At 50.9% G+C, this 25,708-nt stretch carries 25 protein-coding genes; 14 read left to right on the top strand and 11 right to left on the bottom strand.

The window, feature by feature from the left end; translation table 11 throughout:
• Window positions 1-206: 206 nt before the first annotated feature.
• The 3 genes from LJF34_RS25535 to LJF34_RS25525 form a co-directional block, all read right to left on the bottom strand.
• Window positions 207-707 carry a hypothetical protein gene (locus tag LJF34_RS25535; protein WP_231188930.1) on the bottom strand — a complete coding sequence of 167 codons (501 nt, stop codon included), beginning with the start codon at window positions 705-707 and terminating at the stop codon, window positions 207-209.
• A gap of 305 nt (window positions 708-1,012) precedes the next feature.
• On the bottom strand, window positions 1,013-3,112 hold the full coding sequence (locus LJF34_RS25530) for a type B DNA-directed DNA polymerase (RefSeq protein ID WP_231188929.1): 2,100 nt from the start codon (window positions 3,110-3,112) through the stop codon (window positions 1,013-1,015).
• 4 nt (window positions 3,113-3,116) lie between these two features.
• Window positions 3,117-3,362 (bottom strand): hypothetical protein, encoded by a 246-nt coding sequence (locus LJF34_RS25525; RefSeq protein ID WP_231188927.1) that lies wholly within the window; start codon window positions 3,360-3,362, stop codon window positions 3,117-3,119.
• A gap of 856 nt (window positions 3,363-4,218) precedes the next feature.
• Between LJF34_RS25525 and LJF34_RS25520 the strand changes: the two genes are divergently transcribed.
• Entirely contained in the window at window positions 4,219-4,590 is a 372-nt protein-coding gene (locus tag LJF34_RS25520; RefSeq protein WP_231188925.1) for a HalOD1 output domain-containing protein, read from the top strand.
• A 65-nt stretch (window positions 4,591-4,655) separates the two neighbouring features.
• Here LJF34_RS25520 and LJF34_RS25515 read toward each other — a convergent pair whose 3' ends face one another.
• Window positions 4,656-4,895: a hypothetical protein gene (locus tag LJF34_RS25515; RefSeq protein WP_231188923.1), complete on the bottom strand. Its 240-nt coding sequence runs from the start codon at window positions 4,893-4,895 to the stop codon at window positions 4,656-4,658.
• A 324-nt stretch (window positions 4,896-5,219) separates the two neighbouring features.
• Between LJF34_RS25515 and LJF34_RS25510 the strand changes: the two genes are divergently transcribed.
• The 6 genes from LJF34_RS25510 to LJF34_RS25485 all read left to right on the top strand — a co-directional run bounded on the left by LJF34_RS25510 (window position 5,220) and on the right by LJF34_RS25485 (window position 8,937).
• Window positions 5,220-5,639 (top strand): hypothetical protein, encoded by a 420-nt coding sequence (locus LJF34_RS25510; RefSeq protein WP_231188921.1) that lies wholly within the window; start codon window positions 5,220-5,222, stop codon window positions 5,637-5,639.
• A gap of 176 nt (window positions 5,640-5,815) precedes the next feature.
• Window positions 5,816-6,019 carry a hypothetical protein gene (locus LJF34_RS25505; RefSeq protein ID WP_231188920.1) on the top strand — a complete coding sequence of 68 codons (204 nt, stop codon included), beginning with the start codon at window positions 5,816-5,818 and terminating at the stop codon, window positions 6,017-6,019.
• A gap of 6 nt (window positions 6,020-6,025) precedes the next feature.
• A complete protein-coding gene (locus tag LJF34_RS25500; protein WP_255666497.1) occupies window positions 6,026-6,478 on the top strand; it encodes a type II toxin-antitoxin system VapC family toxin in 453 nt (150 codons plus the stop codon).
• 40 nt (window positions 6,479-6,518) lie between these two features.
• Window positions 6,519-6,779, top strand: a complete 261-nt coding sequence (locus tag LJF34_RS25495) for a helix-turn-helix domain-containing protein (protein WP_231188918.1) — start codon at window positions 6,519-6,521, stop codon at window positions 6,777-6,779.
• Between the two features lie 93 nt (window positions 6,780-6,872).
• On the top strand, window positions 6,873-7,094 hold the full coding sequence (locus LJF34_RS25490) for a UPF0175 family protein (protein WP_231188917.1): 222 nt from the start codon (window positions 6,873-6,875) through the stop codon (window positions 7,092-7,094).
• Window positions 7,095-7,710: 616 nt separating this feature from the next.
• A complete protein-coding gene (locus LJF34_RS25485; RefSeq protein WP_231188916.1) occupies window positions 7,711-8,937 on the top strand; it encodes an orc1/cdc6 family replication initiation protein in 1,227 nt (408 codons plus the stop codon).
• A gap of 692 nt (window positions 8,938-9,629) precedes the next feature.
• On the opposite strand, the gene LJF34_RS25480 is transcribed toward LJF34_RS25485, so the two are convergent.
• From LJF34_RS25480 to LJF34_RS25465, 4 genes are all read right to left on the bottom strand, one after another.
• Window positions 9,630-10,019, bottom strand: coding sequence for a hypothetical protein (locus LJF34_RS25480; RefSeq protein WP_231188915.1), 390 nt, complete (start codon window positions 10,017-10,019; stop codon window positions 9,630-9,632).
• Window positions 10,016-10,861 (bottom strand): ParA family protein, encoded by an 846-nt coding sequence (locus tag LJF34_RS25475; RefSeq protein ID WP_231188914.1) that lies wholly within the window; start codon window positions 10,859-10,861, stop codon window positions 10,016-10,018. Before LJF34_RS25475 ends, LJF34_RS25480 begins: the two co-directional genes overlap by 4 nt.
• Before the next feature lie 167 nt (window positions 10,862-11,028).
• A complete protein-coding gene (locus tag LJF34_RS25470; RefSeq protein ID WP_231188912.1) occupies window positions 11,029-11,463 on the bottom strand; it encodes a helix-turn-helix domain-containing protein in 435 nt (144 codons plus the stop codon).
• An 80-nt stretch (window positions 11,464-11,543) separates the two neighbouring features.
• A complete protein-coding gene (locus LJF34_RS25465; protein ID WP_231188910.1) occupies window positions 11,544-12,881 on the bottom strand; it encodes a cytochrome P450 in 1,338 nt (445 codons plus the stop codon).
• Between the two features lie 429 nt (window positions 12,882-13,310).
• On the opposite strand from LJF34_RS25465, the gene LJF34_RS25460 reads away from it, so the two are divergent.
• The 3 genes from LJF34_RS25460 to LJF34_RS25450 all read left to right on the top strand — a co-directional run bounded on the left by LJF34_RS25460 (window position 13,311) and on the right by LJF34_RS25450 (window position 17,777).
• Window positions 13,311-14,189, top strand: a complete 879-nt coding sequence (locus LJF34_RS25460) for a hypothetical protein (RefSeq protein ID WP_231188908.1) — start codon at window positions 13,311-13,313, stop codon at window positions 14,187-14,189.
• 799 nt (window positions 14,190-14,988) lie between these two features.
• A complete protein-coding gene (locus LJF34_RS25455; protein ID WP_231188906.1) occupies window positions 14,989-15,882 on the top strand; it encodes a hypothetical protein in 894 nt (297 codons plus the stop codon).
• A gap of 902 nt (window positions 15,883-16,784) precedes the next feature.
• Window positions 16,785-17,777, top strand: a complete 993-nt coding sequence (locus tag LJF34_RS25450; RefSeq protein WP_231188904.1) for a bile acid:sodium symporter family protein — start codon at window positions 16,785-16,787, stop codon at window positions 17,775-17,777.
• A 29-nt stretch (window positions 17,778-17,806) separates the two neighbouring features.
• Here the strand turns inward: LJF34_RS25450 and LJF34_RS25445 are convergent, their stop codons facing one another.
• Complete coding sequence (locus LJF34_RS25445; protein ID WP_231188902.1) at window positions 17,807-19,210, bottom strand: FAD-binding oxidoreductase; 1,404 nt, start codon at window positions 19,208-19,210, stop codon at window positions 17,807-17,809.
• Between the two features lie 265 nt (window positions 19,211-19,475).
• Between LJF34_RS25445 and LJF34_RS25440 the strand changes: the two genes are divergently transcribed.
• The 3 genes from LJF34_RS25440 to LJF34_RS25430 all read left to right on the top strand — a co-directional run bounded on the left by LJF34_RS25440 (window position 19,476) and on the right by LJF34_RS25430 (window position 21,530).
• Window positions 19,476-19,826, top strand: a complete 351-nt coding sequence (locus tag LJF34_RS25440; protein WP_231188900.1) for a nuclear transport factor 2 family protein — start codon at window positions 19,476-19,478, stop codon at window positions 19,824-19,826.
• Window positions 19,827-20,427: 601 nt separating this feature from the next.
• A complete protein-coding gene (locus LJF34_RS25435) occupies window positions 20,428-20,976 on the top strand; it encodes a redoxin domain-containing protein (RefSeq protein WP_231188898.1) in 549 nt (182 codons plus the stop codon).
• Entirely contained in the window at window positions 20,973-21,530 is a 558-nt protein-coding gene (locus tag LJF34_RS25430) for a DsbA family protein (RefSeq protein ID WP_231188892.1), read from the top strand. The genes LJF34_RS25435 and LJF34_RS25430 overlap by 4 nt, the downstream gene beginning before the upstream one ends.
• Window positions 21,531-22,414: 884 nt before the next feature.
• On the opposite strand, the gene LJF34_RS25425 is transcribed toward LJF34_RS25430, so the two are convergent.
• On the bottom strand, window positions 22,415-22,750 hold the full coding sequence (locus tag LJF34_RS25425) for a helix-turn-helix domain-containing protein (RefSeq protein ID WP_231188891.1): 336 nt from the start codon (window positions 22,748-22,750) through the stop codon (window positions 22,415-22,417).
• 168 nt (window positions 22,751-22,918) lie between these two features.
• Here LJF34_RS25425 and LJF34_RS25420 point away from each other — a divergent pair, with 168 nt between their 5' ends.
• Window positions 22,919-23,902 (top strand): aldo/keto reductase, encoded by a 984-nt coding sequence (locus LJF34_RS25420; protein ID WP_231188890.1) that lies wholly within the window; start codon window positions 22,919-22,921, stop codon window positions 23,900-23,902.
• 430 nt (window positions 23,903-24,332) lie between these two features.
• Here LJF34_RS25420 and LJF34_RS25415 read toward each other — a convergent pair whose 3' ends face one another.
• Complete coding sequence (locus LJF34_RS25415) at window positions 24,333-25,664, bottom strand: cytochrome P450 (RefSeq protein WP_231188889.1); 1,332 nt, start codon at window positions 25,662-25,664, stop codon at window positions 24,333-24,335.
• Window positions 25,665-25,708: the final 44 nt, after the last annotated feature.

Below are 25,708 nucleotides of genomic sequence, written 5' to 3'. Positions count from 1 at the left end.
CGCTTCTTTGAGAACGAGTCTCAGAGCGTGCTGACTACACGAACGTTGAGACCTAGCACTGAATCCGTCTTGACAAGGCTGGAAGTTTTGCTTCTAAACCAGCGAGAGAGAGAGCAAGTACCGGCTACCGCAACTGTGTTCGGAGACGGGAGAAAATCGTACTGTCGAAACTGCTATTCGATTACACTGAAATTGCAGAGTCGGAGTTAGCAACCGTCGTCTGACGAGTCAGTTGAGTTATCGTCAGTGTTGGATTCACTAGAGTCATCAGATGAACCCGAACCATCCGATTCGTCTGCATCATCCGACCCACCCGGATCGTCGGATCCTGTGTCATCGGATTCCGAGTTTTCGTCAGTGGTTGTAGTGTCTGTGCTCTCGGTTGTTGTCGTTTCTTCGCTCGTGGTCGTGGTCTCTTCTGAAGTGGTAGTGTCTTCGCTCGTTGTCGTTGAGGTAGCTCTGTTTTCATCGAATCGACACAACACTCCGGATTCATCGGGCGACAGTAGCGCAATAACGTCCGAACCGTCGTTAGCAACCACCTCATTGTCGTAATCAAAGCTAATTTCATTGTATCCGGCTGTATCATCGAATTCTCCACTTCCGGCACCAGTATGGACGTAAATCACACCATGGTCCTCGACTTCAGTCCCATTCGGAATGGTTTTTCGTTGGTCGTAGTCCTTGTTTCCATATTCGAATGCCACTACGGCACCGGAAATATCGATATCATCATCACCTTTGTATTAGAATGCAACGTATTCGTCTTCGGCATCGACTTCTACCACTTGCCACATCGATTCATCGTCGTCTTGCCCGGTGACAAGAGTGGAACCCACGCCGACAGTTGCAAGTGATGCTGCTCGGATCAATGGGTGTCTCCGTGTGTGTTGCATACGCGATTGGTAGATCATACTGAATGAACTAAAAATGAAATTAAAATGATTAGTCACGTCAATTTGGGTAAATCGGGAGAATTGTTTTTTGATTGTTAATTGAGTGAATGGGGAGTTCAACCAAATGACTGCAAACTAGACTCGGTATACTGTTCAATTTGGTGACCTATTCGGTTCTCACGCCACCCAAACGGCGATAACACACTCGCTGCCGCACGAACCAACAACTCCCGATAAAACCCAACATCATACTCGTCCAACTCCTCACTCGCCAACAGCACCCGCTCTCGCGACTGCTTCGAATCATCCACCACCACGTACGACACACTCTGTCCAGGCGCACGCGCCAACCCCAAATCAGCCGCTCGCTCCAGTGCCGCCACACTCCGTGTCGACTGCGTGTAATCCTCCCTCTTCTTCGAAACCCGATTCGTGATCACCAACTCATTCGGATCGACCGCTCCACGCTCAAGGCGATCAACCCACGACCGCAGTTCCTCACAAACCGTCTCTGGATCACGATACCGATTCACCGCTCGAATCAACGCTTTCTGTGCACCATCGACATACGACGGCGTACTTCGCTGGCGACACTCGATGCCCCGATACTTGTACTCGTCTTCACCAGCCACCTTCCCGAAGTACTTCGTCAACGCACCAGCATCCGAATCGCGCAACGGCACGAACGATATCCAATCATAGTGGGCTTCATGTTCAAGCCGAATCTCTACCTGATCAGAAATCTTCGAGACAAGCTCCGACAGCGACGTTTGTTCCTCGTCTTCGATCGGCGTCACCCACACGCTATCGACGATCCCATGCACAATGCGCCACCCATGCTCCTCGAGCACTGCTTTCGTCTCTAACAGAATCTCTCTGGCATACGCGTTGATCGCCTCGTGGCACTCAATCCGTCCGAACTTCGCATTTGAGAAGCCCTGATAGCCGAAACAGGAGACCAAAATCCACTTGATTGCACTCGATTGGCCTTCCAACTCCTCGCGACGCTCTTCGTCCTCAGTCTCACGAATCTCGGCTTTGATCGCATCGCGGTCTTCGATCAGCGGCTCAAGTACATCCGGAAGATACCCACGCTCGTCACAAATCGAATACCCGATGCCTGGCACGTCCTCCCGACCGGCATGGCACTCACAGCGAATCTTCTCCGGACTCACGTTCCGTGTGACGATGATATTCGGGTACAGCGACGAGAAGTCGAGTTCGTGCACGTTCTCGTGCAGTCCGACGTCCGGTGCAAAGGTGAACCCACCGCGATCGGCGTCGTGGAGTTGACGCATCGTTTTGAATTTCTCATGGCGCCATGAGTGCCATGGGACAAGGACATCCCGTTCGCGGGCTTCCTGAATCTGAATCCCGGTCAAAATGTTCCCAATCGACGACCAGGCCAACTCTTGCAATGGCTTGCCCGACTGTTCGACGAGATACAGACAGCCATCGAGATTCGTTTGATTCCACATGAACGTGTTCGAACCGTCGATGATCACTCGACCAGGGAGGTTGTACCGTGCCGGTGAGTGGCCGACTTGTCCGTAGCTTTCGTAGGTTGATTCGCCCGCCAACTGCTGCCACCCAGGTCGTCGTCCCAGCTGGAACTTGACGTCGAACCGATCAGCCTGCTGGAAGAGAACGGGAATGAGGTCGCTGGTATTTAGAAACAGAACGTCGGGGTCAACCGACTCTACTCGATCCGATAGCGTTGCTAACACGTCCTCCCCACTCCCAACTACCGTCTCATCGTCGATCGTGAGTTCGGTGACTCTCTTACTCGCGAGTTCCGTCTCCGAGACAGTAATCTTCATTTCCGAGAGTTCGTGGTTCGGCAAGGGGTCAATCCCCGTTTCGAGACAGTAGCGGAACTCCCGCGAGAAATCAACGTTGTAGCAGCGATACTCACCAGGCGAGCCCCACCTGCTCACCATTCGTGCCACTGAATTCACTGCCTTGAGGTCGACCACATCCACTCGAAGTACTTGCTCGGGGTCGTGGCGAAAACTCACCCGTTCATCAACCGTAGCAACCCGAGCAACAGCGGGATGGTCACGAAGTGCATCACGCGCTGTCGAAAAATCGCCATCACCAGGCACAGAAACGTAAATTGTCGGCGTATACGACTCATCAACTTTACACTCTACCCCCGTCTCGGTCACCGACCAGGTAAGCACGTCGCCGTCGACGTAGTCGATTTTGTACACCATGTCCTCATCCTCGATCGTTCAAATCGTCCTCTAAGTGATCGAGCCGGTCTTCCAAATCATCGATCTGTTTTTGCTGTTCGAGCAACATCGAGATGAGGACCGGCGTCTCGACGAACAGGGGCTTGTGAACCGTACTGGGATCGGTATGCAGCTGGGCATACTCAAAGAGTCGATCAAAGACTGCTTGGTCGGTCGGTCGAAGTGCTCGGCGATACGCGTCCCATCCCGTCGTGATTTGGCTGGTTTGCATCATTGCAAGTAAACACGATCACCGAGAATCCCTTAGGCAAGACCGAGTCGTTTCCAAAGGTTCCAATACAGGAAATACCGCCGTCAACACGCATAGGTAGCGCCACCTGCTGACTGCCGTAATGAGAGGAAAATAAGAGCAGTATTGACGGTAGTTCTAACCGGACGACACCACCGTGAGAACGGTGCAACGCATTCGACTCACCTCAAGCATGATCGGCTAGATAGGAGTCTACTTCCTACGCAAAACCTGGGCGGTATGGAGCTACTTGTGGAGAAATCGACTCAGTGAATCAATCGAAGATAACACAATGAGTGATCAGATTAGTTCTTCGGAGATCGATGGATGCTGCCGAAGCGATTTGCACTGGGATATCGCACCAAAACGGGCATCAATTCGACTCCAAAACAACCCGCTCATACCGAGTAATCCCTCTCGATTTGTCCGTTTCCGATTCACGCTTCCGAAAGCCAGGGGCTCATCACAACCAGAATCGGATGAACTATGGAAAACCCAACCAGTGAAAGGGAGGATGGCGGCAATTCGGGAGGCAGCTCACAGACATCCCCTCATGAAGGATGTCTCTGGGTGATGACGCCAGACAGTGTGGCTCTGTTATGGACTGTGTGAGTGCATGTGGACCAACGGTCAGGGGTATAAAGGAGGTACCGTAAGCACAAAATTTGATTTTAGTTTATAGTTGATGATAGCAACACTCCACAAGTGCCACTGATAGGCGTCGAACAACAACAGAAACGAGCGTAAAACACACTAATGCGCAGTATATTGAGAGAAATAAACATCATCAAGTACTTAATGGATTGTAGGTAACGTTGGATTTATCTCGAGCGTCACAATGGGCCCAGAAACTACTAGCTGGTTTGAAAGCACTGCCGAATCACCGAATTCACGTACTTCAACAGAATATGCGTTGTCCCACACTGTCTCTATTACTTCAAATCAATCTGTGGCCGTGGAGGTCATTAATGCAATTGTTGAAACAATAGAACCACAGAGAAAACAGACATCGCTTAATCTGTATGAACACGTGAATCCCGATGCACTCAAGGAGATTATTGACACAAGTACAACCAAGAAGAGCGATGTCGAAGTTCGATTTACCTTCGAAGACCATCTGATTGCCGTCCGAAGTAACGATACGATTCGGATCTACAAACCACTAGAAAAACAACACGAAGCGGATCGGCAACTTGGCCCAGCCCCTTGAGAAAGGCAAGGGGGGGTACGGAGGTCAATTTCAGGGTATAGATTACCTTCGTCTTGAACACAGTCTCATGCTTCAGATTCGTAATCAGTGAGCCGGAGCTCCCCCTCAACCTCGTAGAGATGGCCTCGCATGTAGAGTCGTTCGATGATATCCTCGGCAGCAGGTTGATCTAGATCCTCTTCTTCGTTCAAAATCGTATAGGCATGCTCGTAGGTGAGTTCGTTCTCATCAGGGAGTCTTCTCGCGAGCGCATCAAGCGCATCTTGGGCGAGTGGGGTGAGTGGCGATTTCCCATTTGGAACCATTCGTACTCTCAAATTCACCCACCTTGTTGGTAAACCCTTGGTCAAGGTCTATCCGTATAACTAGAGAGTGTAGTAAGGGGAATAAGCAGCCGATGTGGGTGTATGGGTTGGGATGAGTACGAGAATCCACATCGTCTGCTGGGTTACGCTAACTGCACTCGACGCTTGGTACCCGGCAAATAAAGTCTTCAGCCAACCACAGTGGAAGTGAAACTGAATGTGCCTACTGCAAACTCGATTCTACCATTCTCACCATCACTACTGCGCCGAGAACAGGATCGACAGGGCAAACACTCATGAGTTAGCATATAATACTAACCGATAATGCCCAACAAAATCAAACGGTCCGGTGATGGCCTGGCTCTCCAGGTCACAAAGCCTGCCCGAGCCGCTGGACTCGTCGAAGAAGCTGACAACGAGCCCACCCGCTTCGCGGACATTCGCGTATTTGCATTCGACGGTCTCCTGCTTGTCGCCGACATCGACCGCATCACAGACGAGAATATGGTTGAACTCGCGACCACCGCAGCGCTCGACACCGTCTCGATCCACCGCGTTACAAACGCCTCGCTCCAAATCGCAGGGAATGGCTATCAGGTGCAACTCCCAGGTGCTGCAGCTGCAGGATTTTACGTCGGCGATCGAGCGTCCTGCACACCAGCGCCGAATTTGCTCGTGATTGCCGCAGAAGGATCGGAGCGTGTGGCAGCAGACATCGTGACGATTCGGCGTGAGCAGGTCTGAGAGCGAACGGGTAGTAGCGAGTATATTATGGTAACCACGTCCCTTCGAGTACGACAGACAACAATCCTCGAGATCACACCAAAGATAAAGTTCATTGGAGTACCTCAAAGAGAGCTTCCTGCTCTTCCCGAGTAATAGACGTAAACGGTATACCGATTGAGAAACGACTAGTGAGTATGAGTGACGCTGCGGAAAAGAATCTGGAAAATATGGGCCGAGAACTGCTCAAGCAGTCGCAGCACACGCCGCTCGAAGCCCGGATGAAAGCATTCCTCGCCGAGCATCAGGCCCCCGATGATCTAAAGGAAACGCGAGAGCGAGTAGCAGCAGGAAAACCCGTCTCTGATCTCGTTTCTGAAGACCGCGACGAACGTCTCTAACTACGAATGCCGTCTTACTTTTTCGATACCTCTGCCCTCGTGAAGCGTTACTACGACGAACAGGGGACAGAGATGGTCGACACGATAATCGAGCCAGCTGAGAATGACGTTCTCATCACCTCACTCGCAGTCATCGAAACGGTCTCTGCGTTTCGTCGAAAGCAGAATCGAGACTCAATCTCTCGCGAGGAGGTAGATTCACTCCTTGCAGCGTTTTTCGACGAAGCTCTCGCAGATTTCCAGATCGTTCCCTTGGGCGAACAGCTGTTCGACTATGCGTTTGAGCTCATTCTTGAGGATGATCTTCGAACACTCGACAGTCTTCAACTCTCGGCTGCACGTGCGCTGGCGACCAACGTAGAAGATCTCACGTTCGTTTGTGCGGACAAGAAGCTCATTGACGTTGCACAATCAAAGGAGCTTCCAGCGATCAATCCTACGACAGATGACGCCCAGTGACCGCCGAAAACAGATGGCACGAGCGCTTGCTCGCGGTGGAATGGAAGGCGTCCATGTCCTGAGCCATGAGAGCGCGGCCGAAATCCTCACTCCAAAACGACGCGATCTCATTACGTACCTCTCCGAGAATGAGGTTGCGTCAGTCCGTGATCTCGCACGACAACTCGACCGCAATAAGGGGCAAGTAAGTCGTGACCTCGAAACGCTGGCCCGCCATGGTGTGATCAGCTTCGAGACGGATGGGCGTGCGAAGAAGCCGAATCTCCGGCACGAACATGTTGTTGTCGAACCGATTGTGTGACATCGCACCGTCTACATTTCCGATGACTATCGGGGATCGATATTCACAGAAATACAGTAACGAGTCGATCCTACATCAGTTCAAAGAGATCTCATGCCCACTGACCGCCACAACCTGCAAAATAAAGAAAAGCTCGCGACGGCGATTGGGCTCTATATTCTCGGTGAAATTTCACTCGGGAAGGCCGCAGGACTCACTGGTGTAACTCGCTGGGAGATGGAGGAAATCCTCCAGGATGCAGGCGTTGAGCTTCGTCTCGGTTCACAAACCAAAGACAATCTTGACGAAGTTGACGTTGCCCTCGATGTTGAATGAGCAAGTCGTTCTTTCGCCCTTTTTCCTTGACCCAACAGTGGTGAGCACCACCTCGGCTTGCTCTACCTAACGATGCCACACCACCTTTGCACGTGAACGAAAACAACATTCTGTGACCAGTACACACCACTCTTGCATGTGAACATCGTCGCATGACCAATTCAGACTGAGTACTGGAACCAGAGAGACACCACTCTTACAAGTGAAGCTAGTCGCAGAAAGGGGGAGGTGGTGAGAAATACATCTAAACCACGGATACAACTGAACGAGAGGACCAACCCGTTCAAATAACTAACAAAAGAAGCAGTCGCACACCACTACTGCAAGTGAACCCATGAACGACTCTCGGTACTGACCGAAGAAGACAAAGCCACGGAGACTACAACAGTTTCCGGAGATTCAGAATATAGACGCTGTATATCGCCCATTTTCACTTGAACGGGTGGTGTGTTAGACGTTATGTCAGCGCTTTAGTTGTAATTGTGCACTGTTGTTCTCTTACTAGACTCTCTCTTTCTAGTTTCACTTGTAATAGTGGTGTGTGTCTGTGTTACTGTTCACTTGAATCAGTTGCAGCCATGGTTTTATATGGATGGGACATAAGTATTGAGACAGAATGCGGCGGTTCACCCGAAAACAAAATATTTTCACGAATAAGGACGCGCTCAACGAGTCCTATCAACCCGAGCGTATCCAAGAACGGGATGAGGAGATTGACGCGTACATGAACGCTCTTCAACCCGTCGTCGACGGGTGGGAGCCAAACAATATTTTTGTATACGGGAACACAGGAGTCGGGAAAACTGCAGTCACTGATTTCCTCCTCGATAGACTACGCGAAGACATCGAACAGTACGACGACATAGATCTCCATGTACTCACACTCAATTGTAAAACACTCAACTCCTCATACCAGGTTGCTATCGAACTGGTGAACGAGCTCCGACCAGAGGGTGCTGAAATCAGTTCAACGGGATATCCACAGCAAACCATCTTCAAAAAGCTCTACACAGAACTCGACAAGCTTGGCGGAACTGTTCTCATCGTCCTTGACGAAATCGACTCCATCGGCACTCGTGACGAGCTGCTCTATGAACTCCCTCGTGCACGGTCAAATGACAAGCTCACCGAGACGAAAGTTGGGCTGATTGGTGTGAGCAATGATTTCAAGTTTCGAGACCGGCTTGATCCTCGTGTCCAAGACACGCTCTGTGAGCGCGAACTTCATTTCCCACCGTATGACGCGCCTGAACTCCAGAATATTCTCGAATCTCGTGTCGATGTTGCGCTTGCAGAAGGATCCTTAGAAGATAGTGTCCCACGCCTCTGTGCTGCTCTAGCTGCGAAGGATAGTGGCAGTGCTCGTCAAGCACTCGATCTGCTTCGACTTGCGGGAGAGCATGCTGAAAACAGCGACGATGACGTCATTACAGAATCACATGTTGAGGCAGCAAAGGAGATGCTTGAACAGGAGCGTGTTGAAGAAGGCATGCGGGAACTAACCGTCAACGGTCATTTCGCTCTTCTAGCAGTCGTCTCAATGGCTGCAAGGGGTGATACACCATGTCGTACTCGACGCATCTATGAGGAATACACCGACCTTTGCCAGTTTGCAGGCGTCGATCCGCTCGCTCAGCGGTCCGTACATAATCATCTATCCGATCTTCGAATGCTTGGTATTCTGACTGCCGAGGAGAATCGGAGTGGTTCCCGTGGAAATTACTATAGCTATGCGCTAGATGTTCCCTTCTCTAGTGCGCTGTCAGCGCTCTCTGATGTGCTATCTTTAGAAGAAACGCTGACGAAGTTAGAAACGCGTGCACAGCAAAATGACGTCGCGTAGGGATGATCTTCACTTGCAATAGTGGTGTCTGACGATGGGCGATTAGTAGCCTCAATCTGACTGCTTGAGGTCAATAGTATCCATCTGTTCTTCGGATCGCAGTCGCAGGGATAGTAGTGGAATTCCCGCGAGAAATACACAATAGAAATGACGATAGGAATGGCTATGGCTAAAACTATAGGATTTTCCATAGGCTAGTGAGAATCACTCCGCTGGAAAAGAATTCATCTAGTTAACAGAAATCTGCCTTTTTCGCACAATCACGAAAATCGTTTATCGTGAATAGACCAGACTATTGTTAGTATTATATTATAACCTCTGGATCTCTCGTTGACTTTTGACCGGCTTTTTGCTAGCTGAGTGGTCGCTGATCGCCTATAGGAATTCCTATTGCTTTAGCCATAGCCTTCTCTATCTCTATTACTATAGCATATTCTATAACCAAATGAGTATGCGTACCTATGGTTATTTCTATTGGTCCTCCTAATGTTGAGTCTTAGGCAACATTCTTCCCCTCATGTGGCTATAGGATATCCTATAGTCAATATCGGATTACTATCGTTTTCTCAGTAACAACCTCTATTTTTCATCGCCCGAATGTTGGCCAACTACAGCATTTTCTATAGTTGTACCTACTACTATCGCTAAACCTCATTCAATAGAATTGGCTATGGCAATTCCTATGGTTCTTCCTATATGCGACGTGCAGACTCTGCTTTGGCGTCTAACCACGTTTCAACAACTTCCGGTGCCGCTCGTTGGAGTCCCGCTCGAATCGCTAGTCGGAGCACTTCACTACGATCAACTGCCTCTTCATTAACCTCTCGTCCAAGTTCTTCTTGCAAGCGTGAACCGACGTCCTGTTGAATCTCGGGGTTGGATTCGAGTGCAGAAATAAGGGCTGCTGTATCGCCATCCCAAAACGAGACTGTCTTCTGTCGATCTCCATTCTCGATCTCAGAGAGCACCGCGAGAATATCTTCACGGAACAATTTTGATTCTGATTGTTTCGCTGATTCTTGGTTCCGATTCCCGACCTGCGTCTTTTGTTTGAGTTCCTCAAGATCAACGTCTTCGCTCATTGTTGTTCCTCCAGTCGGGTGACGAGCTCAGCTGCATTTTCGCGATACGCTTCTAACGCACGAGTGGCTGTCTTTGATGGTTCTTCCAGTGCAAATGCCGTTTGTCCGTCTATCTGTGCGTTCACAATATCTTGTGAATAATTGACCTGCCGAGGAGCAATCGCATCCGGATAGTTCTCGGTGAACGTCTGCTTGAAATGCTTACCAGCATTCGTACGTTCATCAAGTTCATTGAGGATGAGCATTGTCAGCTGGATGTCTGTATCTTGCTCTTCTCGAATTTCGTGTAGGTCATCGCGTAATTGTGCCGCTTGGCCTTCTTCGAACGGTCCTGCTTTCACAGGCGCGAGTACGTTCTTTGCGGCCCACAGTCCATTATAGGTGATGTTGGATGTGCTTCCTGGTAAGTCGAGAAGCACGATGTCGTAGTGGCCATCGATGAACTCGGTGAGGAACGTGTCGAGACGAGAGTATCGTTCCTGTGTATCATCGATGTTTCCAAGCATACTATCTAGTCCATCAAGTCCCTCATGCGCCGGGATCATATCAGGACCTTCTCCAGTTTCGAGAACTAGTTGATCAACAGCGTCGTCAATTTGCTTGGCGATGATATTCCATTCATCTTGGAACACGGTCGTGATGTTCGGCCAATTCTCCTCGTTCGCTTGTACCTCGTCCCAAAGACCAAAGTGCTTCGCGAGGTCGCCCTGTTTCCCGGCGAGGTCGATAAGGAGGACGTCAAACCCATCCTCTTCGAGAGCAACGCCAAAATGAGCAACAGTGGTCGTCTTTCCGACTCCTCCCTTGTCAAGGAACGACGCAATACGCATTGTATTCGGCATCCTATTTGCCTATTGCATATCCTATAGGCATAAAGCTACGTCAGACATATGGCTAAACATATTGAATAGTCTATTCTTATTCATATAGTTTATACTATTGTCACGCCTATAGGATCCTCTATTTGGTGAACAGTGGTCTCCTCCCACCATCTATGGCACTGTACTGCTTAGCAGACACTAGACTCGTTTACACTGAGTTGCGAAATTTGGGCCACTACCGCAGCTGTCCATCTATCCAACTCCTGCTGTAGCCACTCCGTGGTTTCTGCGAGTGGTTGAGCGACGTGAAGATACTTGACACCACCACTATTGACTGTGCGCGGATACCGAGTGACCAATTCCTGGTCATACAGCGGTTGCAGTTGCTTCCCAATTGTACTCTGATCACGGTCGAGAATTTCCGAGATTTCAGCGATCGTACTGTGGGGATGATCGAGAACGATGAGGTATACACGGAATGCTGCTTTATGAACTCCACAGACCGTGGCCATCGTCTCCGTGAGTTCTAACTTGGTGTTTTCATCCAGTAGTTGCTCGAATCTCGCTACTCGTTCCTCTGGGAGTACTGTCCCCTCCGTCAACCCATCGTCTTCTATCTTCATATATGAGAGGACTAGTGACGACTAATAGGTCTTACTCACACACTGACCGAATCTACCGACAGAAGAGCCGACGAGTATACTTACCGCGGCCGAAGTTGCATCGGGAGCCCATTTTTTGTCTTCATCGTCATTTCTGGTTCGATTGAAACTGCTTCTTTTCCCATCCATTCAAGCGTCCAGTGTTGACCGATCGTCGCTAACACAAGCGTTGCTTCCAGTGTCGCGAATTCTCGCCCGATACACGTCCGACGTCCGCCACCGAATGGAATAAATGCGTAGTCAGGTAGCGAGTCCTCAAACTCACCTGTCCACCGATCTGGATGGAATGACGACGGATCGTCATAGAATCGCTCATCGCGGTGGATCGCTAACAGTGGGAGATGAACTTGTGTATCCGCTGGAATTCGATATCCATCGACGTTCACATCCTGTGTTGTTTGGCGAGGAATCGTGTGTACCGGCGGGTACATACGAAGTGTTTCGGTCACAATCCGCTGTGTGAGTTCTAAGTCAGTGATGTCCGCATGTGTCGGTGGATTGCCGTCTAGTACTGCATCGAGTTCCTCGTGAAACGCTTGTTGAATCTCGGGATTTTGGGCCAATGCGTACCAAGCAAACCCAAGAGCGGCCGCAGTCGTTTCATAGCCTGCAAAGAGCATCGTGAGTAGCTGTCCTTCGACTTCCTCGGTACTCAGATGATCCTGACCGCTCGCTTCACGAGCCTCTGCAAGTTTTGATAAGAGTGTTTCTTGATGGAGACTGTCAGGCTTTGACTTTTCACCATGTTCAGAAAGCAGTCTGCGAATTTCTGATCGAAGCTGTTCCTTTGATTCGGAAAAGTGGCGGCGTGACGGTGTCGGGACCCAATTCGGTAGCAACCAGGACGTTGGTGCAAACCAGCTATTGAGACCATCTGATGCGGCTCGGAGTTCGTTCCCTTCTCCTGGTGCTAGCTCACGGCCGAAGAGTGTCGCAAAGAGGATTTCGAGGGTGAGATTTTTCATCTCCGATTCGATATCGCATGTTTCGCCTGGTGACCATGTCTTGAGACGACGCTGTGTTGCCTCAACCATGTAGTCTCCGTAGCCAGCGACTTGCTTGCGGTGAAACAATGGTTGGAGAATGTTCCGCTGTCGGCGCCATTGATCGCCCTCGGTAGCGAGCACTCCTTGACCGAACGCCATCTGGAAATCCTCTGTTTTACCGAATGCCTCAACGTCATCGATCAAGACTTGTCTAAAAAATTCGGGGTGGGCTAACACATAGATTTCTTCGGTTGGAAGAACCAACCGATAGATATCGCCACACTCTTCGATTGCATTGTACGTGAACTCGAATGGATCGCGAGCGAAATCGAGAGTGTGGCCGAGGACCGGGAGACCGGACGGGGAGGGAGGCTGCCGCGGTTCCGGATTCATACACCCACAACAATCGAGGAGTCAGATAAAGCCACTGACTCAATTCTACATCTTACAACCTGATTGCGTTGCTATGACAATTGTATAAGCTATTTAGCCGATTAGTGTCGCCTGTTTTCGTATTCTTTGTGATTAATCTGAACATCATACAATTATCTCAGCCCAAATCAAATCCTATATTAGAACGGGAAATCGAACGTGCATCACCGGTGCCAAACCGTGACTGTCACTGTACGACACCCTCTCACTGATGAAGACCTCGACGTTCGCTCCGTCATTAGCGAGACGGTCGAATCAGCGCGTTTGGCCATTTTACGTGCATTCAGGGAGCTTCCTACCCCGACGACACAAACTGCAGTTGCGAACACTGCCGATGTCTCTCGCCAAGCTGTCTCCCCTCATCTCACTGCGTTCCAGGAACAGGGATTAGTGAACGGTCACGAGGATGGGATAAAGGTGACTGCAGGTGGCCTCTTGTTTCTCGAGGTAATCGAAAACTGTCTGCAGACAATCTCCATCGAAGCCCTCTCGTATCTCTCCCGATCTGCGCATCCATTCATCCTTTTACAGGCGCTTACGAAGCACCCGTATCGACTGAGTGAGCTACAGACTATTTCGAGTGATTTGCCGTCTCAATCGACGATTCGGCGTATTCTTGCGACCTTTGCTGAGTACGAATGGGTCTCTGACGAGGGGGGTCTTCAACGAATCACATCCACAGGAAAGGACGTCTGTTTTGCGTACGGTGAACTGTGCACGGCCGTTGAGCAACTCATCGAAAAAGCACCGTGGCTGCAGCGACTTCCGCTGGATGCTGCTACGTTCCCAGTCGCAGCACTCGTTGATGCTGACCTCGTCGTTTCTAATCCACGCAATCCAGCGTCGGTTCTCGAAACGTGTCTCAAACTGTATGACCGAAACATCAGCCAATTCCGATGCCTCTGTTCGGTTTATAACCCCGTTCTCTTTCAAGCTTATCGCGGACTACTGGAACTCGGCATCGAATCGGAGGCCATTCTGGACTGGCCAACGGCCAAAGAAGCAGCTGCCAGTAGAGCGACACGGTATGCAGTCAAGAGTGGTAGGTACGATAACTATCGGCCGCTCGTGATGGAAAGGCCCCAGACGCTCGGAATTGGACTCTACGACGATCGCAAGGTCGCTGTTGCAGCATACAACGAGGTAGGAAGTGGACGGCATATTGCGATGATCATCAGTTCGAGCGACCAGCTCGTTGACTGGGGGTTAGAGCTGTATGAATCCTATCGAGTGAAGGCACGGCCTGCTTCCGAGATATTGCTCGAATAGGACTGCTAGGTAGTTCAGAAGTCCTTTTTGTCGTTCATTCCTGTTTTAATAACCCAGTGGGAAATACTGCTGTGTTTCTAAAACATTTCATATGATTTTACGTCGTAAACGGCGGTGCAAATAATACATCCCGGTGAGAAGCAATAGCCACGCCGGAGGTGAGTTCCCGACCCACTCGCTTGGATAGCTCGTCAGTTGACGTTGTCGGGCGGCATACGCCAACCGCATGGCTCTCGGGATAACTGCTGCCGGTGCGCAAAGCAGCGAACGTCTGTGGGATCTAAGCACTCGTTCGCGGGCGCACCGACCGTCTCTGGCGTAGCATGACCCAGTTACAAGTCTATGATCATGTCCCAGAGTACTCGAAACTACGAATCCAGTTCTTGTAAAGTTTCCCCGCCATCGGACGCGCAGTGCCGCCTAGATCAGTGGGCAATGTCTTCGAAGCAGAATCATCCGAGTTCGTCGTCGACGGACTCCTCCACATCCTCTGACAGTCTCTCAAAGCGCGTCTCCTCGCTGACGACAGCCAACGAACTCAAGCAGCATCCGTACCGTGATCCAGAGAAGTTGCGAGCTGCCTTCGAGCAGGCAGGAACAATCGCTGGCACCGCTGCTCACTTCAACGTATCTCAGACAACAGCTCGCCTGTGGTTGATCCAGTACGAGCTATACGATCCCGAACAACAACGAATGTCATCTGTTGCGAATCAGTTGGAAGAGCTATCACCCGAGGATCTTGGACTTCCACCATTGGGGGAACACCAATGAGAACGACGGATTTCGGAGGTGAGTGCTGATGTCGATCGGACTGTCGCCCGACGAAATTGATGCGAACACGGCATTAGACGACGACTTTGCCGCTGCGATTGGGATGGATGTGCCAGAGCCGAACACATCGAACGCGGTCACGGCAGAGCAGGAGCCCCCAAGCCGGGAAACGATGTGGGCGGTAATCCAGCAGCAGGCTGAGCAGACCAAATCGCTTCAGCAACACGTCGAGACGCTCGAGCAAGATCATAAGAAAGTCAAGGAAGAACTGGCCGACGCACACGATCGGGCCGACCGCGCCGAGGCCGTGGCCGACGCCGCGATTGCACACATCCGCCAACAATGGACGTTTTCCACAGACGCGCTGGAAACACGGGTCGACAACGTGACGACGCGTGTGTTCGAGAATCACGAGCAACGGCTCCAGGACATCGAACACGACCGAGTGGACGTAAGCGACCTCATCAACTCGGATGTGACTCACGACCTCGACATTCAACGAAAGACGGCCGCGAGACTGGCCGCTGAGCGGGAGGATACCGACTCGCCTCTGTCGGGGAACAAGCATCGGATGACGTTCCTCTGGCGCGAGTTCATCGAATCAGCACAGAAGACGAAAGGCGGGAAGCTCGAACTTGATTCGTCGGCATGCCGTCGTCGGTTGGAACATCGTGCCGGGATTCATGATCCGAACACAAATACAGTGCAGCGGTCAATGAAAATGCTGGCGCGTCACACTCGGCGAGACGGTGGTGTGAGTGCGTCAGGCGAGTGGGACGACGAGGGTAACCTCGTTCGCTTCGAACCCGGCGAGCGGGGTGGACAGGCTGCTCGGTTGATTGCTGACGCAGACGAGTTCCGTGAGTTCGCTGCCGAACAGTCACGGGCTGCACTCGAACAGGGAGGTGACGAAACGCGATAATTACACTGTCGTAATTATCCCTCGAACGCGGGGCGTAATCTTGCCCCGAAGCAGTTCCGGAGTACTCTTCCACAGATGACAAGGGGGGCGCAAATTGCGCTCCCCTTTGATGCGGAACGAACGGTCGGCTACTGTGGAGTGTAATTATTCTCACTTTTCTCACCGAACTTTCGAGGTGGAAAATGGTTGGAGAACGGGTCTAGCGTGATTACGGTTCACGTTCGGGCGTTAATTACGACAGTGTAATCTTAGTTGACGGTAGGCATCGGTGAGAACAACAATTGGGCCAGGGTGATTTTGCCAAGTTCTTCGATGAGCATTGTCCAATTCGAATGGAATCACTGTGGGATAATCGTCCAGGAAGACGTGCCAATAAACCCCTCAACCAGGCCAACATGGTTCATCTAGACCAGCCGCTGTTCATGTTTGATAACCGTGTTGAGTATCCGTCTGATGGCATTCACAGCAAACTCGTGCCAGTCAGTGACGACGGGTTCACCGATCGACCTATTGAGAACCTTGGAAGTGGCAATGCGAACCGTCCGATCAAGAGTCGGATTGGCCCAGTATCTCTATCCTTTTCTTGAGGACTGTCTCTTGTCTAATACGACTATTGAATGATGTCGCGACTCATACCACTTGGAGTGTCTAAGGCTACAGTACGGTCCGTCTTATTGGAGAGAATATGATCCACTTGAATATACTGCCTTAATAGTTAATTATAAAAATTGATCAGCTAAATCCCTGTATAGGTTCGTTACTAATGCATACTCAGCTGAAACCACACCAGTTCTTATTGGTATCTGTGAAAACTTGCATGCTCCGGGAGGCCAAATCAATTCAAACGCTCTATCTCCGGCTCCGGAATCAGCCTAACAGGTCTAACGGAGCATAACGAGACTATGACATCTTTATCAAAATTAGAGAACGCTTCTGACTTTATAAACAAATATTTCGTCGTCTGGGTGATTGTCGCTTCGTTGTTAGCGCTCTATCAGCCGGAGCTATTCACATGGATTGGCAGCTATATCTCCCCGTTGTTGGGTGTTGTTATGCTTGGGATGGGGCTAACACTGACGCCGGTCGATCTCAAACGAATCGTTGACCGGCCACGAGATGTAGTCATTGGGTCGCTCGCACAATGGACGATCATGCCAATTACGGCGTACCTCTTGGTACAAATTTTCAATCTGCCTACAGAAATCGGAATTGGTATCATTCTCCTCGGGGCTGCTCCGGGCGGAACGTCGTCGAACGTCATGACGTATTTAGGAAAGGGAGACGTTGCACTCTCGATTGCGATCACGTCATTAACCACTATCGTCGCCCCGATTGTGATGCCAGCGTGGGTACTCTTTCTCGCTGGCGCGGATGTACAGGTTACATTCGCCGAAATGTTTCAGGAGATCTTGTTCGTAGTGTTCATTCCCGTCGTCGCAGGTGTCATAATCCGTCAGCTGATGGAACGAAAGGCACCGACCGCCGCAGAGACTAGCTTAGTCGTCTTTCCCTCGATTAGCGTGATCGCTATTGTCGTTATCGTCTCGGCTGTGGTTGGTCTCAACGCCGAGAATATCCTCTCCGTGAGTGCGATAGCGGTCGCTGCGATGATCATCCATAATACGGTCGGATTTGGTTCTGGGTATGCGATCGGGCACGCAGCAAACATGCCAGAGGATCGAATTCGTGCCTGTACATTTGAAGTAGGGCTACAAAACTCGGGATTGGCGACTGCGCTCGCAGTTGCGTTTTTCAGTCCGCTGACAGCGCTCCTTCCTGCACTGTTCAGCGTCTGGATGCTCATCGTCGGCCCCACGCTCGCGACTTATTTCGCTCGCAAAACCGACGATAATCACAAACCACAAACTGATCACAGTACAGCAGGAACAGACTGATAGAGTCGGTGTCTCTATGTTGACCCTGACTATTGACCGTCTTCGACAGATTTTTCGGACGGGATGATTTTTCCAGGATTCAGTGTTCCCTTTGGATCGAGTGCACGTTTGATTGCTCGCATCGCATCGATCGCGGCCGTACCGTGCTCCTGTTCCATGAATTTTTGTTTCCCGATTCCGATGCCGTGTTCGCCGGTTGCGGTTCCGTCGAGTTCGATGGCACGTTCAACGAGTTCCGCATACGCCTCGCGAGCGCGGGCAGCCTCGTCAGGATTGTCGTAGTCAGCGAGTACAAAGTAGTGTAGATTACCATCTCCAGCGTGACCAAAGCACGGAATAAAGAAGTCGTACTCCTTAGCGACGGCAACAACCTCCGCGATCATCTCAGGATATCGGCTGATGGGGACAGTCACGTCGCCAGGTGGCCCAATGTCGAGATCAGGTTCGTGCTCTTCGGCGGCGTAGGTGATATCCTTTCGAACTTGCCAGAGCCGTTCCATCTTCTCACCCGAAGCAATTTCCATCCGGTCGAGGTCGTGCCCTTCAAAGATGGTACGACAAAAGTCGATCTCCTCTTCAATGCCGTGGTTGGCGTGGAATTCCACAAACACCATTGGTTGTTTCGGTAGATCGACATCGGCATATTCGTTGGCCAGCATTGCGGTCTGGTCGTCAATGAGTTCTATTTTAGCCACGTCTACACCCGACGTGATTGCATCGGAGATCGCCTCAGTAGCGTTGTTCAGCGTTGGAAAGACAGCACGGCCACCTTTGACCTGTTCGGGACGCCCAGCAAGTTCGAGGGTTGCTCGGGTGATGATGCCTAACGTTCCTTCGCTGCCGATGAGGAGTTCTTTCAGATTGTACCCGCTTGACGTCTTTGCCGCTTTACTTCCGGCTTCGATGACTGATCCGTCAGCCAACACCACTTCTAGTTCAAGTATCCAATCAGCAACTTCTCCGTACTTTACGGTCCGTTGGCCGGACGCGTCGGTAGCAATCATTCCCCCAATAGTAGAAATCGCACCGGAAGACGGCAACGGCGGGAAGAACAATCCGTACCGCTCAAGCGCCTCATTCACTTCGTCGCCAATGATTCCTGCTTCCACATCGATTTGGAGGTCGTCAGGCCGAATGTCTCGGACAGCATCCATCCGCGTTGTGTCGAGACTAATACCACTGGCGATCGGTGTGGCGTTTCCCTCTAGTCCCGTTCCTGCAGCATACGGAGTGACTGGGACACCGTGATCGTTCGCAGCTTTCACGACTGCGGCAACGTCCGCAGTTGATTCGGCGAAGACAACAACGTCTGGTTCGACTTCGTCCGCTTCTCGGGTGCCAAAGTCCCCCGCGTGGTTCCCCAGATCGGAATGACTCTGGGAAACCTCACCGTCCAACTTGAGGTTCGTGAGGAATGAGCAGTCATATTCCATACAGCATTGAAGCAAACGTTAAGACATAAAGTTCCGGTCAGTGGTAATTTGAGAGGAGCGGTGTTAGTATGGCGTGAATTGTCCGACGAATACATGCGATCGCCTGTTGTGACGGCGATCACGGTTTTGACCCTACTGAACAAATCAACATCGGCTAAGACAGTATTTCGGGATAGTGATTTGAGCAGAAGTTAAAATCGCCGCGTTTGATGTATACAGTCCTTTTTAGAGAAAACTAATCTACGCTAATGCACAAGAGCCCACTATGGAACTTGAAACGGTGATTCGATCGTATTACGAGTACGTTGATGCAGAAGAGTACGAGTCGTTGTTTGATCTCTATGCTCCCGAGATTGTGTACCATCGATCCGGTCAACCGACGATTCAGGGTTTCCAAGATTTCAAAGAATTTTATCTCAATCATCGTCCTATTAGTGAGGGTTCTCATGCTGTCGACGAACTCCATGTAGACGATCGGTCAGTCGTAGTTCGTGGACGATTTGAAGGTATGCTCAAGGGTGAGCATATCGAATTCGGGTTTGCCGATCTCCATCACTTCGATGAAAACGGATTAATATCTGAACGGTGGACCTATACCGATCTTGGCCCTGTTTGAGATCTCTATGCGATTCACATAATGAACTACAGTCAAAGACTCGGGACGTCTTTGCTCCTGAAGGGGAAGATCTACTCCATAGCAGAGACGCAACCTAATTTATCCGGTTTGACATGCTGTTTGTCTCCTTGTATGAACCAAATTGGTTGGCGAATACACACGGTCTCCGGTGGTGGCGGCAAACACGGTTCTTACGCTGCTGAAGCAAACTGGACTCGGTTAGAACAGATTTTGTGGCGGTGAGCGCCAGGTAGTTAACGGCAGCGCTGATTCGACTAGTCAGTAATTCGGTGAAAGATTAGAGAAGTGATCAGAAAGGGCCTCTGGGATTCAGCTTGAAGCGCTTGTAGGGAGTAATTTGCTCTAAATCGCTCATTTCGGGTCTCTATTCCTACTGTAGTCTCATCTTCCAAACAACTAGAGAACGCTGCGGCGCTTGCCCGGGAGTACAACACGGAGCTAGTTGGAAAACCGGAATGAATGAAGGATATCCGCTTCTGGGGTGCGTCTGAGACATTTTCAGTAATCAGTCCGCAATTTGTACACTTCATCGCAATCGATATGTGGGATACTAGCTTACGGGGTCTCGAGATTGATTCTCATGCACAAGTCCGCTTACAAGCAGAAGTTCACTACCTGTGGTCTAACTGACGGTGACGAAAAACAGTTTCCAGCGGAAGCACTCGAAGCGGGAGCAAAAGCTCCTGAGTTTACGCTGTATTCGACGCCAGACCAAACGGTTTCGTTGAGCGAATTTCGTGGACAACGAATTATCCTCGCGTTTTATCCTGCCGATTGGAGTCCGGTCTGTGGTGATCAGATGACGCTGTACAACGAACTGATCGATGAATTTCAAACGCTTAACGCACAATTATTGGGGGTGTCTGTCGACGGTGTTTGGTGTCACGAATCGTTTTCGAACGACCGGAATCTTCGGTTTCCGCTCCTCGCTGACTTCGAACCGAAGGGCCAAGTCGCGAAATCGTATGGGGTATATCGAAAAGAAGAGGGGACCACGAATCGTGCGCTCTTTGTCATCGATGAATCCGGCGCCATCCAGTGGAGTTACGTCTCACCGATCGGTGTCAATCCGGGAGCGAGCGGTATTCTTCAGGCGCTCGAAGGGATGGACGAAGGAGACGAAACATGAGCGATCGAACGGCGATTTCAGATACGTCCGTCCTAAGACGATCGGTCGATAAGACGGATCATACTCAGGGACCATCGGATTCGCCTGTCACGGTAGTCCAGTACGGAGATTACGAGTGTCCGTACTGTGGTCAGGCGTATCCGATGATAAAAGGGCTCCAAGACAGATTAGGGTCACAACTTCAGTTCGTGTTCCGTAATTTCCCGCTAAAACAGATGCACCCGCACGCACTACGTGCGGCGGAAGCCGCCGAGGCTGCAGACACAGAAGGAAAATTTTGGGAGATGCATGACCTCCTGTATGAACACCAGAATGCGCTCGAAGACGATGATCTACGTGAATATGCAGAAAAATTGGAATTGGATACAAACGAGTTCGAGCGGGACGTATTCGAAGAACACCGATATCAGCAACGAATTGGCGAGGATTTCAAGGACGGTATCCACAGCGGCGTTAACGGGACGCCAACGTTCTTCATCAATGGAAACCGATACGATGGACCACTAACCGAGGATGGACTCTTCTCCGCGATCGAAGAGTCGATGGCTGAATAGACAAGTTTCGGAGGATGATTAGATGCGTGTCTTGTTGACGTTACACTTTTGTTAAAAAATCCGGCAGCGATCGCATGCGCGTAAGTGCTATCAATCAGCGGGGGCGTTTAGTGAGGTCCAGATGGCCATGTTAGGACTGACCCCGACTACTCCGCCATGTCGGATTGAGGTCCACATTGCAGGATCATGAGCAGGTTCGCTCGCTAGTAGAACGAGATCGGTCGCCCCTTGCTTAACTGCCTACGACCCTCTTGGTCCCCGCGATTGATGGCTGGCGCGTGGACAAAGAGTAATTTTCCCCTTGGTGCCCGATGAGAGTATCACTATCCGTAAGCTCGAACGTTAGATACATTTGATCTGATGGTCCATCGGTGTCATCGTGCATCCCACCAGCCAGGTCAGCAACCTGCTCCATGACGGATCCAATGCTTTCCCAGAGTACTTGTGGACCGACTTGGCCCGCTTCTGCATTGAGAACATCTGTATCTGCAACGCCGGTGAGTGTGTTGAGTTGGTTTACTTAGCACTAATCCCACCTGACTAGCGCTCTACACTAGCTCGGACTGCCTGTTGTGAGTGGCGACACTCTGCGAGAGGTCAAATTTTGGTCTGCTTTCGCGTATTCGATGACGTTTCTCTGGAAAGGTAGTTAATGCGCCACCAATGTGGCCTGTTCGAGCCACGGAAAGCCCCAGAAACACGCGAAAATAGCCATCCTCCGAAACGGTGGTGAGCTTCCTGGATTCAAGCAGTAGATGAGATTCGTCTTCTCGATGCATACGACATGGCTATCGTATTTCTCCGTAGAAGCCACTATGAAATCTAATTCGGGCTTTCGTCCATGTCATCGATACGTTAGCGAGAGAGGGACGCATGCTCTCGTGTCAATCGACGTCTCGCCACCACGCGAAGATGTCCTTGAGAATCGGTCCGAGATCTCGAAGTTTCTGCGTTGCCTCGTACTCGACGCGTGGAGGAATCTCATCGTACGAACGACGAACGATGAGACCCTCTTCGACGAGCTCGGTAAGCCGATTTGAGAGCGTAGTCTGAGAGATTCCGGTCTCGTCCCTAATTTCATTGAATCTCCACGGAGACTGCGACTTGGCAAACAATGCTGCAAGCCTCATCATATGCGATTTGCCGAAGAAGTCGAACATCTCTTGTCCCTCCTTGATGATTGACTCCCTTTGACTGGCTTGGTGCTGCCTCTCTTTCATAGCTCTTTGGTCCGCTTTCTGCATTCATAGGTCTTACCCCGCCCATCAGCTTTCAGCACGCCTCTCCCAAAAGTACGGAACATTGGAGTTAGTCTCGACCAGCGAACTTAGTATCGTGTTGAATACTCGACAATATATGTCGCTTGCGGCCTCATCTAAGAGTGCACCATGGAGTATACGACACTCGGCGAAACAGGAACGACAGTCAGTCGAATTTGCCTCGGCTGTATGGGCTTTGGCGGGTCGGGCAGCGGCGAATTGTTCGCACCGTGGACCGTTGACGAGGAGCAGGCTACCGAGGTGATCGATCGTGCGATCGAACTCGGCATCAACTTCTTCGACACCGCGAACTTTTATTCGGTCGGCGGATCCGAGGAGATTCTCGGCAACGCTCTCTCCGAGTACGACCGTGATGAGCTGGTTGTCGCCACGAAGTCTTTCATCCCGATGAACGACGACCCCAATTCGGGTGGTCTCTCGCGCAAAACCATCGAGCAGGAACTCGATCACAGCCTCGATAGACTCGGTATGGAAACTGTTGATCTGTACCAGATCGCGCGCTGGGATCAGAACACGTCCATCGAGCAAACCCTTCGAGCACTTGACGACGCAGTGCGACGCGGCAAAACCCGATACATCGGTGCGAGTTCAATGTGGGCTCACCAGTTCGCTGAGGCGCTTTATACTAGTGATCGATTGGGCCTCGAACGCTTCATTACGATGCAGAACCAGTATAGTCCCATCTACCGTGAGGAAGAGCGTGAAATGAACCCGTTGTGTGAGAGCAAGAATATCGGACGTCTCTCGTGGAGCCCCCTCGGTGGTGGCTACCTCGCCCGACCTCACGAGGAACAGGATGAAGTACGCGACGAAGGGCCTGCCGCAGCCCTGCACAACTCCGACGCGAGTCGCGAAATCAACGAACGAGTGCAAGAACTCGCTGACGACCACGATGTGTCGATGGCGCAGATTGGTCTCGCGTGGCAGCTTTCGAAGGAGGGCGTGACCGCACCGATCTATGGCACTACGAGTGTTGAACATCTCGAAGATGCTGTTGAAGCAGTTGAACTCGATCTTTCCGAGAGTGATGTTGAATATCTCGAAGAACCCTACGAACCGGTTGAGGCGGTCGGCATAGAGGTGAATCTGTAATGCTTCTCATCGGTTTTCGATTCAGATCTCCGAAACCGGTTTCAGAGGACCTTCGAGAGATATAAACGAAAATAATTATCTTTCATTTCTATTCAGAGCTCCTCAAATGATATGCAAAATTAGCTAAGCGGATTCTTACCAACTTTCGATGCAGACCTCATGGAGAATGTCCCTCCGACGGTCGTATACGCTGCTTAGCTCTAAGAATACGCGCATTATGTGGATTCAGAGAGTTAGATTGCTAACTAGAATGAACATCGAAACCGGGGTCTGAAGCGGTTCGAATCGCTGGTTCAGCTAAAATCGTGCATCTGGAACCGCTGTATCGACTCTAGTCTCGTCTTCCGTTCCTCTCAGAAGTTGAGATTGGCTCTCTCAATGCATAGAGAATCGGCTCGACAGCATCCGACCAATTCTTATCACCATGGCCTTACTCACCCGTTTGTTCCCGTCGCACTCGTAACCACACCGGCTCACTCGGACGGCACGTAAGCGCAGGGGTCGGCGACAACTCTGTTTCAGATGTTGCTTCAAATCGAACCGATCGGAGCAGTGTCGCAAGCGTGAGGCGTAGTTCGAGGAGTGCAAACCGACGCCCGATACACTGGCGCTCACCACCTCCGAACGGGAAGTATGCGAATTCCGGGTGTGTCTCGGACATTTTTGTCCATCGATCGGGTTGAAATTCGTGTGGGTCGTCATAGTAGCGCTCGCTGCGATGGATCGCCCACTGAGGAAGGACAACCCGAGTTCCCGCCGGGATATCGTACCCGGCAACTGTATCTGCGGTCACTGTTTGGCGAAAGAGCGTATATGCAGGTGGATACAGTCGGAGGGTTTCACGGATCACACGGTCAGTGTATGGGAGATTCGTTTGCGGTGAAAGACTCTCGGGCTTTCGAACTTCGTTGATCACCCTCTCTTGTTGCTCAGGATTGGTCGCTAACAATCCGAGAGCGTATGTCAGCCCAATCGCAGTCGTTTCGTGGCCAGCAAACAGCATTGTCACAAGGTGATCACGGATTTCAGTATCTGAAAGCAACCCTGCTTCTTCGGCCGATAGTAACGTCGAACAGAGATCAGTCCGTTCATCGGTACACGTTGTGTTTTCTGGCTCTCGTCGTCGCCGAAGGATTTCGTCAATGACGTCGTCGAGATCATCGGTTGCACGCTGATACCGGCGATTCGTTGGTGTCGGCACCCAGAGTGGGAGTTCCACGGGTAGTTTCGATGGCTTGAACCGCTCTGTGATAGCATCTGCAGCGGTGGTAATCACATCTGTTTCTTCAATACCGTCAGCGCCAAACATCGTTGTCGCGATGATGGATAGTGTGAGTTGCGTCGCTATGGTATGCGCGTCGATTCGCTGGCCGTCTTTCCAGTCGCTGAGTTGGTGTTGTGTTTGCTCAAGCATATCGAGCGCATATGTGGTGAGCTTGCCTGGATAAAATGCAGGCTGGACGTGCTTACGACCGCGTTCCCAATCTTCGCCAGACGCAGTGAGCAATCCATCTCCGAGTAGCTTACCAAGGTCGTTGAGTTCACGAGGATCTTTTTGATACCGGTCTGATTGCTCAACGAGCACTCGTTTCACGAGGTCGGCATCGGCATAGCAGACGAACGATAGCCCGGGAATTGAGACGCGAAATACACGGCCATACGATTTTGGTGCCTCTTCGAGAAATTGAAATGGGTTTTGTCCGATCTCAAGTGCACTTCCGAGCAGTGGGAGTTGACCAGCCGTGGGAATTGACCCGCTCATGGTTCTATGTTGGGTCAGAATTCCAGAGGGCTTACTGCCGGTTG

The organism is Haladaptatus sp. DYF46 (assembly GCF_021083305.1).
Classification (GTDB): Archaea; Halobacteriota; Halobacteria; order Halobacteriales; family Haladaptataceae; genus Haladaptatus.
This window is presented reverse-complemented; position numbering and strand designations above follow the sequence as displayed.

Coding starts and splice junctions, on each gene's coding strand:
- LJF34_RS25530 (WP_231188929.1), bottom strand. CDS start 3,112: ATGGTGTACAAAATCGACTACGTCGACGGCGACGTGCTTACCTGGTCG.
- LJF34_RS25525 (WP_231188927.1), bottom strand. CDS start 3,362: ATGCAAACCAGCCAAATCACGACGGGATGGGACGCGTATCGCCGAGCA.
- LJF34_RS25520 (WP_231188925.1), top strand. CDS start 4,219: ATGGGCCCAGAAACTACTAGCTGGTTTGAAAGCACTGCCGAATCACCG.
- LJF34_RS25515 (WP_231188923.1), bottom strand. CDS start 4,895: ATGGTTCCAAATGGGAAATCGCCACTCACCCCACTCGCCCAAGATGCG.
- LJF34_RS25510 (WP_231188921.1), top strand. CDS start 5,220: ATGCCCAACAAAATCAAACGGTCCGGTGATGGCCTGGCTCTCCAGGTC.
- LJF34_RS25505 (WP_231188920.1), top strand. CDS start 5,816: ATGAGTGACGCTGCGGAAAAGAATCTGGAAAATATGGGCCGAGAACTG.
- LJF34_RS25500 (WP_255666497.1), top strand. CDS start 6,026: ATGCCGTCTTACTTTTTCGATACCTCTGCCCTCGTGAAGCGTTACTAC.
- LJF34_RS25495 (WP_231188918.1), top strand. CDS start 6,519: ATGGAAGGCGTCCATGTCCTGAGCCATGAGAGCGCGGCCGAAATCCTC.
- LJF34_RS25490 (WP_231188917.1), top strand. CDS start 6,873: ATGCCCACTGACCGCCACAACCTGCAAAATAAAGAAAAGCTCGCGACG.
- LJF34_RS25485 (WP_231188916.1), top strand. CDS start 7,711: ATGCGGCGGTTCACCCGAAAACAAAATATTTTCACGAATAAGGACGCG.
- LJF34_RS25480 (WP_231188915.1), bottom strand. CDS start 10,019: ATGAGCGAAGACGTTGATCTTGAGGAACTCAAACAAAAGACGCAGGTC.
- LJF34_RS25475 (WP_231188914.1), bottom strand. CDS start 10,861: ATGCCGAATACAATGCGTATTGCGTCGTTCCTTGACAAGGGAGGAGTC.
- LJF34_RS25470 (WP_231188912.1), bottom strand. CDS start 11,463: ATGAAGATAGAAGACGATGGGTTGACGGAGGGGACAGTACTCCCAGAG.
- LJF34_RS25465 (WP_231188910.1), bottom strand. CDS start 12,881: ATGAATCCGGAACCGCGGCAGCCTCCCTCCCCGTCCGGTCTCCCGGTC.
- LJF34_RS25455 (WP_231188906.1), top strand. CDS start 14,989: ATGTCGATCGGACTGTCGCCCGACGAAATTGATGCGAACACGGCATTA.
- LJF34_RS25450 (WP_231188904.1), top strand. CDS start 16,785: ATGACATCTTTATCAAAATTAGAGAACGCTTCTGACTTTATAAACAAA.
- LJF34_RS25445 (WP_231188902.1), bottom strand. CDS start 19,210: ATGGAATATGACTGCTCATTCCTCACGAACCTCAAGTTGGACGGTGAG.
- LJF34_RS25440 (WP_231188900.1), top strand. CDS start 19,476: ATGGAACTTGAAACGGTGATTCGATCGTATTACGAGTACGTTGATGCA.
- LJF34_RS25435 (WP_231188898.1), top strand. CDS start 20,428: ATGCACAAGTCCGCTTACAAGCAGAAGTTCACTACCTGTGGTCTAACT.
- LJF34_RS25430 (WP_231188892.1), top strand. CDS start 20,973: ATGAGCGATCGAACGGCGATTTCAGATACGTCCGTCCTAAGACGATCG.
- LJF34_RS25425 (WP_231188891.1), bottom strand. CDS start 22,750: ATGAAAGAGAGGCAGCACCAAGCCAGTCAAAGGGAGTCAATCATCAAG.
- LJF34_RS25420 (WP_231188890.1), top strand. CDS start 22,919: ATGGAGTATACGACACTCGGCGAAACAGGAACGACAGTCAGTCGAATT.
- LJF34_RS25415 (WP_231188889.1), bottom strand. CDS start 25,664: ATGAGCGGGTCAATTCCCACGGCTGGTCAACTCCCACTGCTCGGAAGT.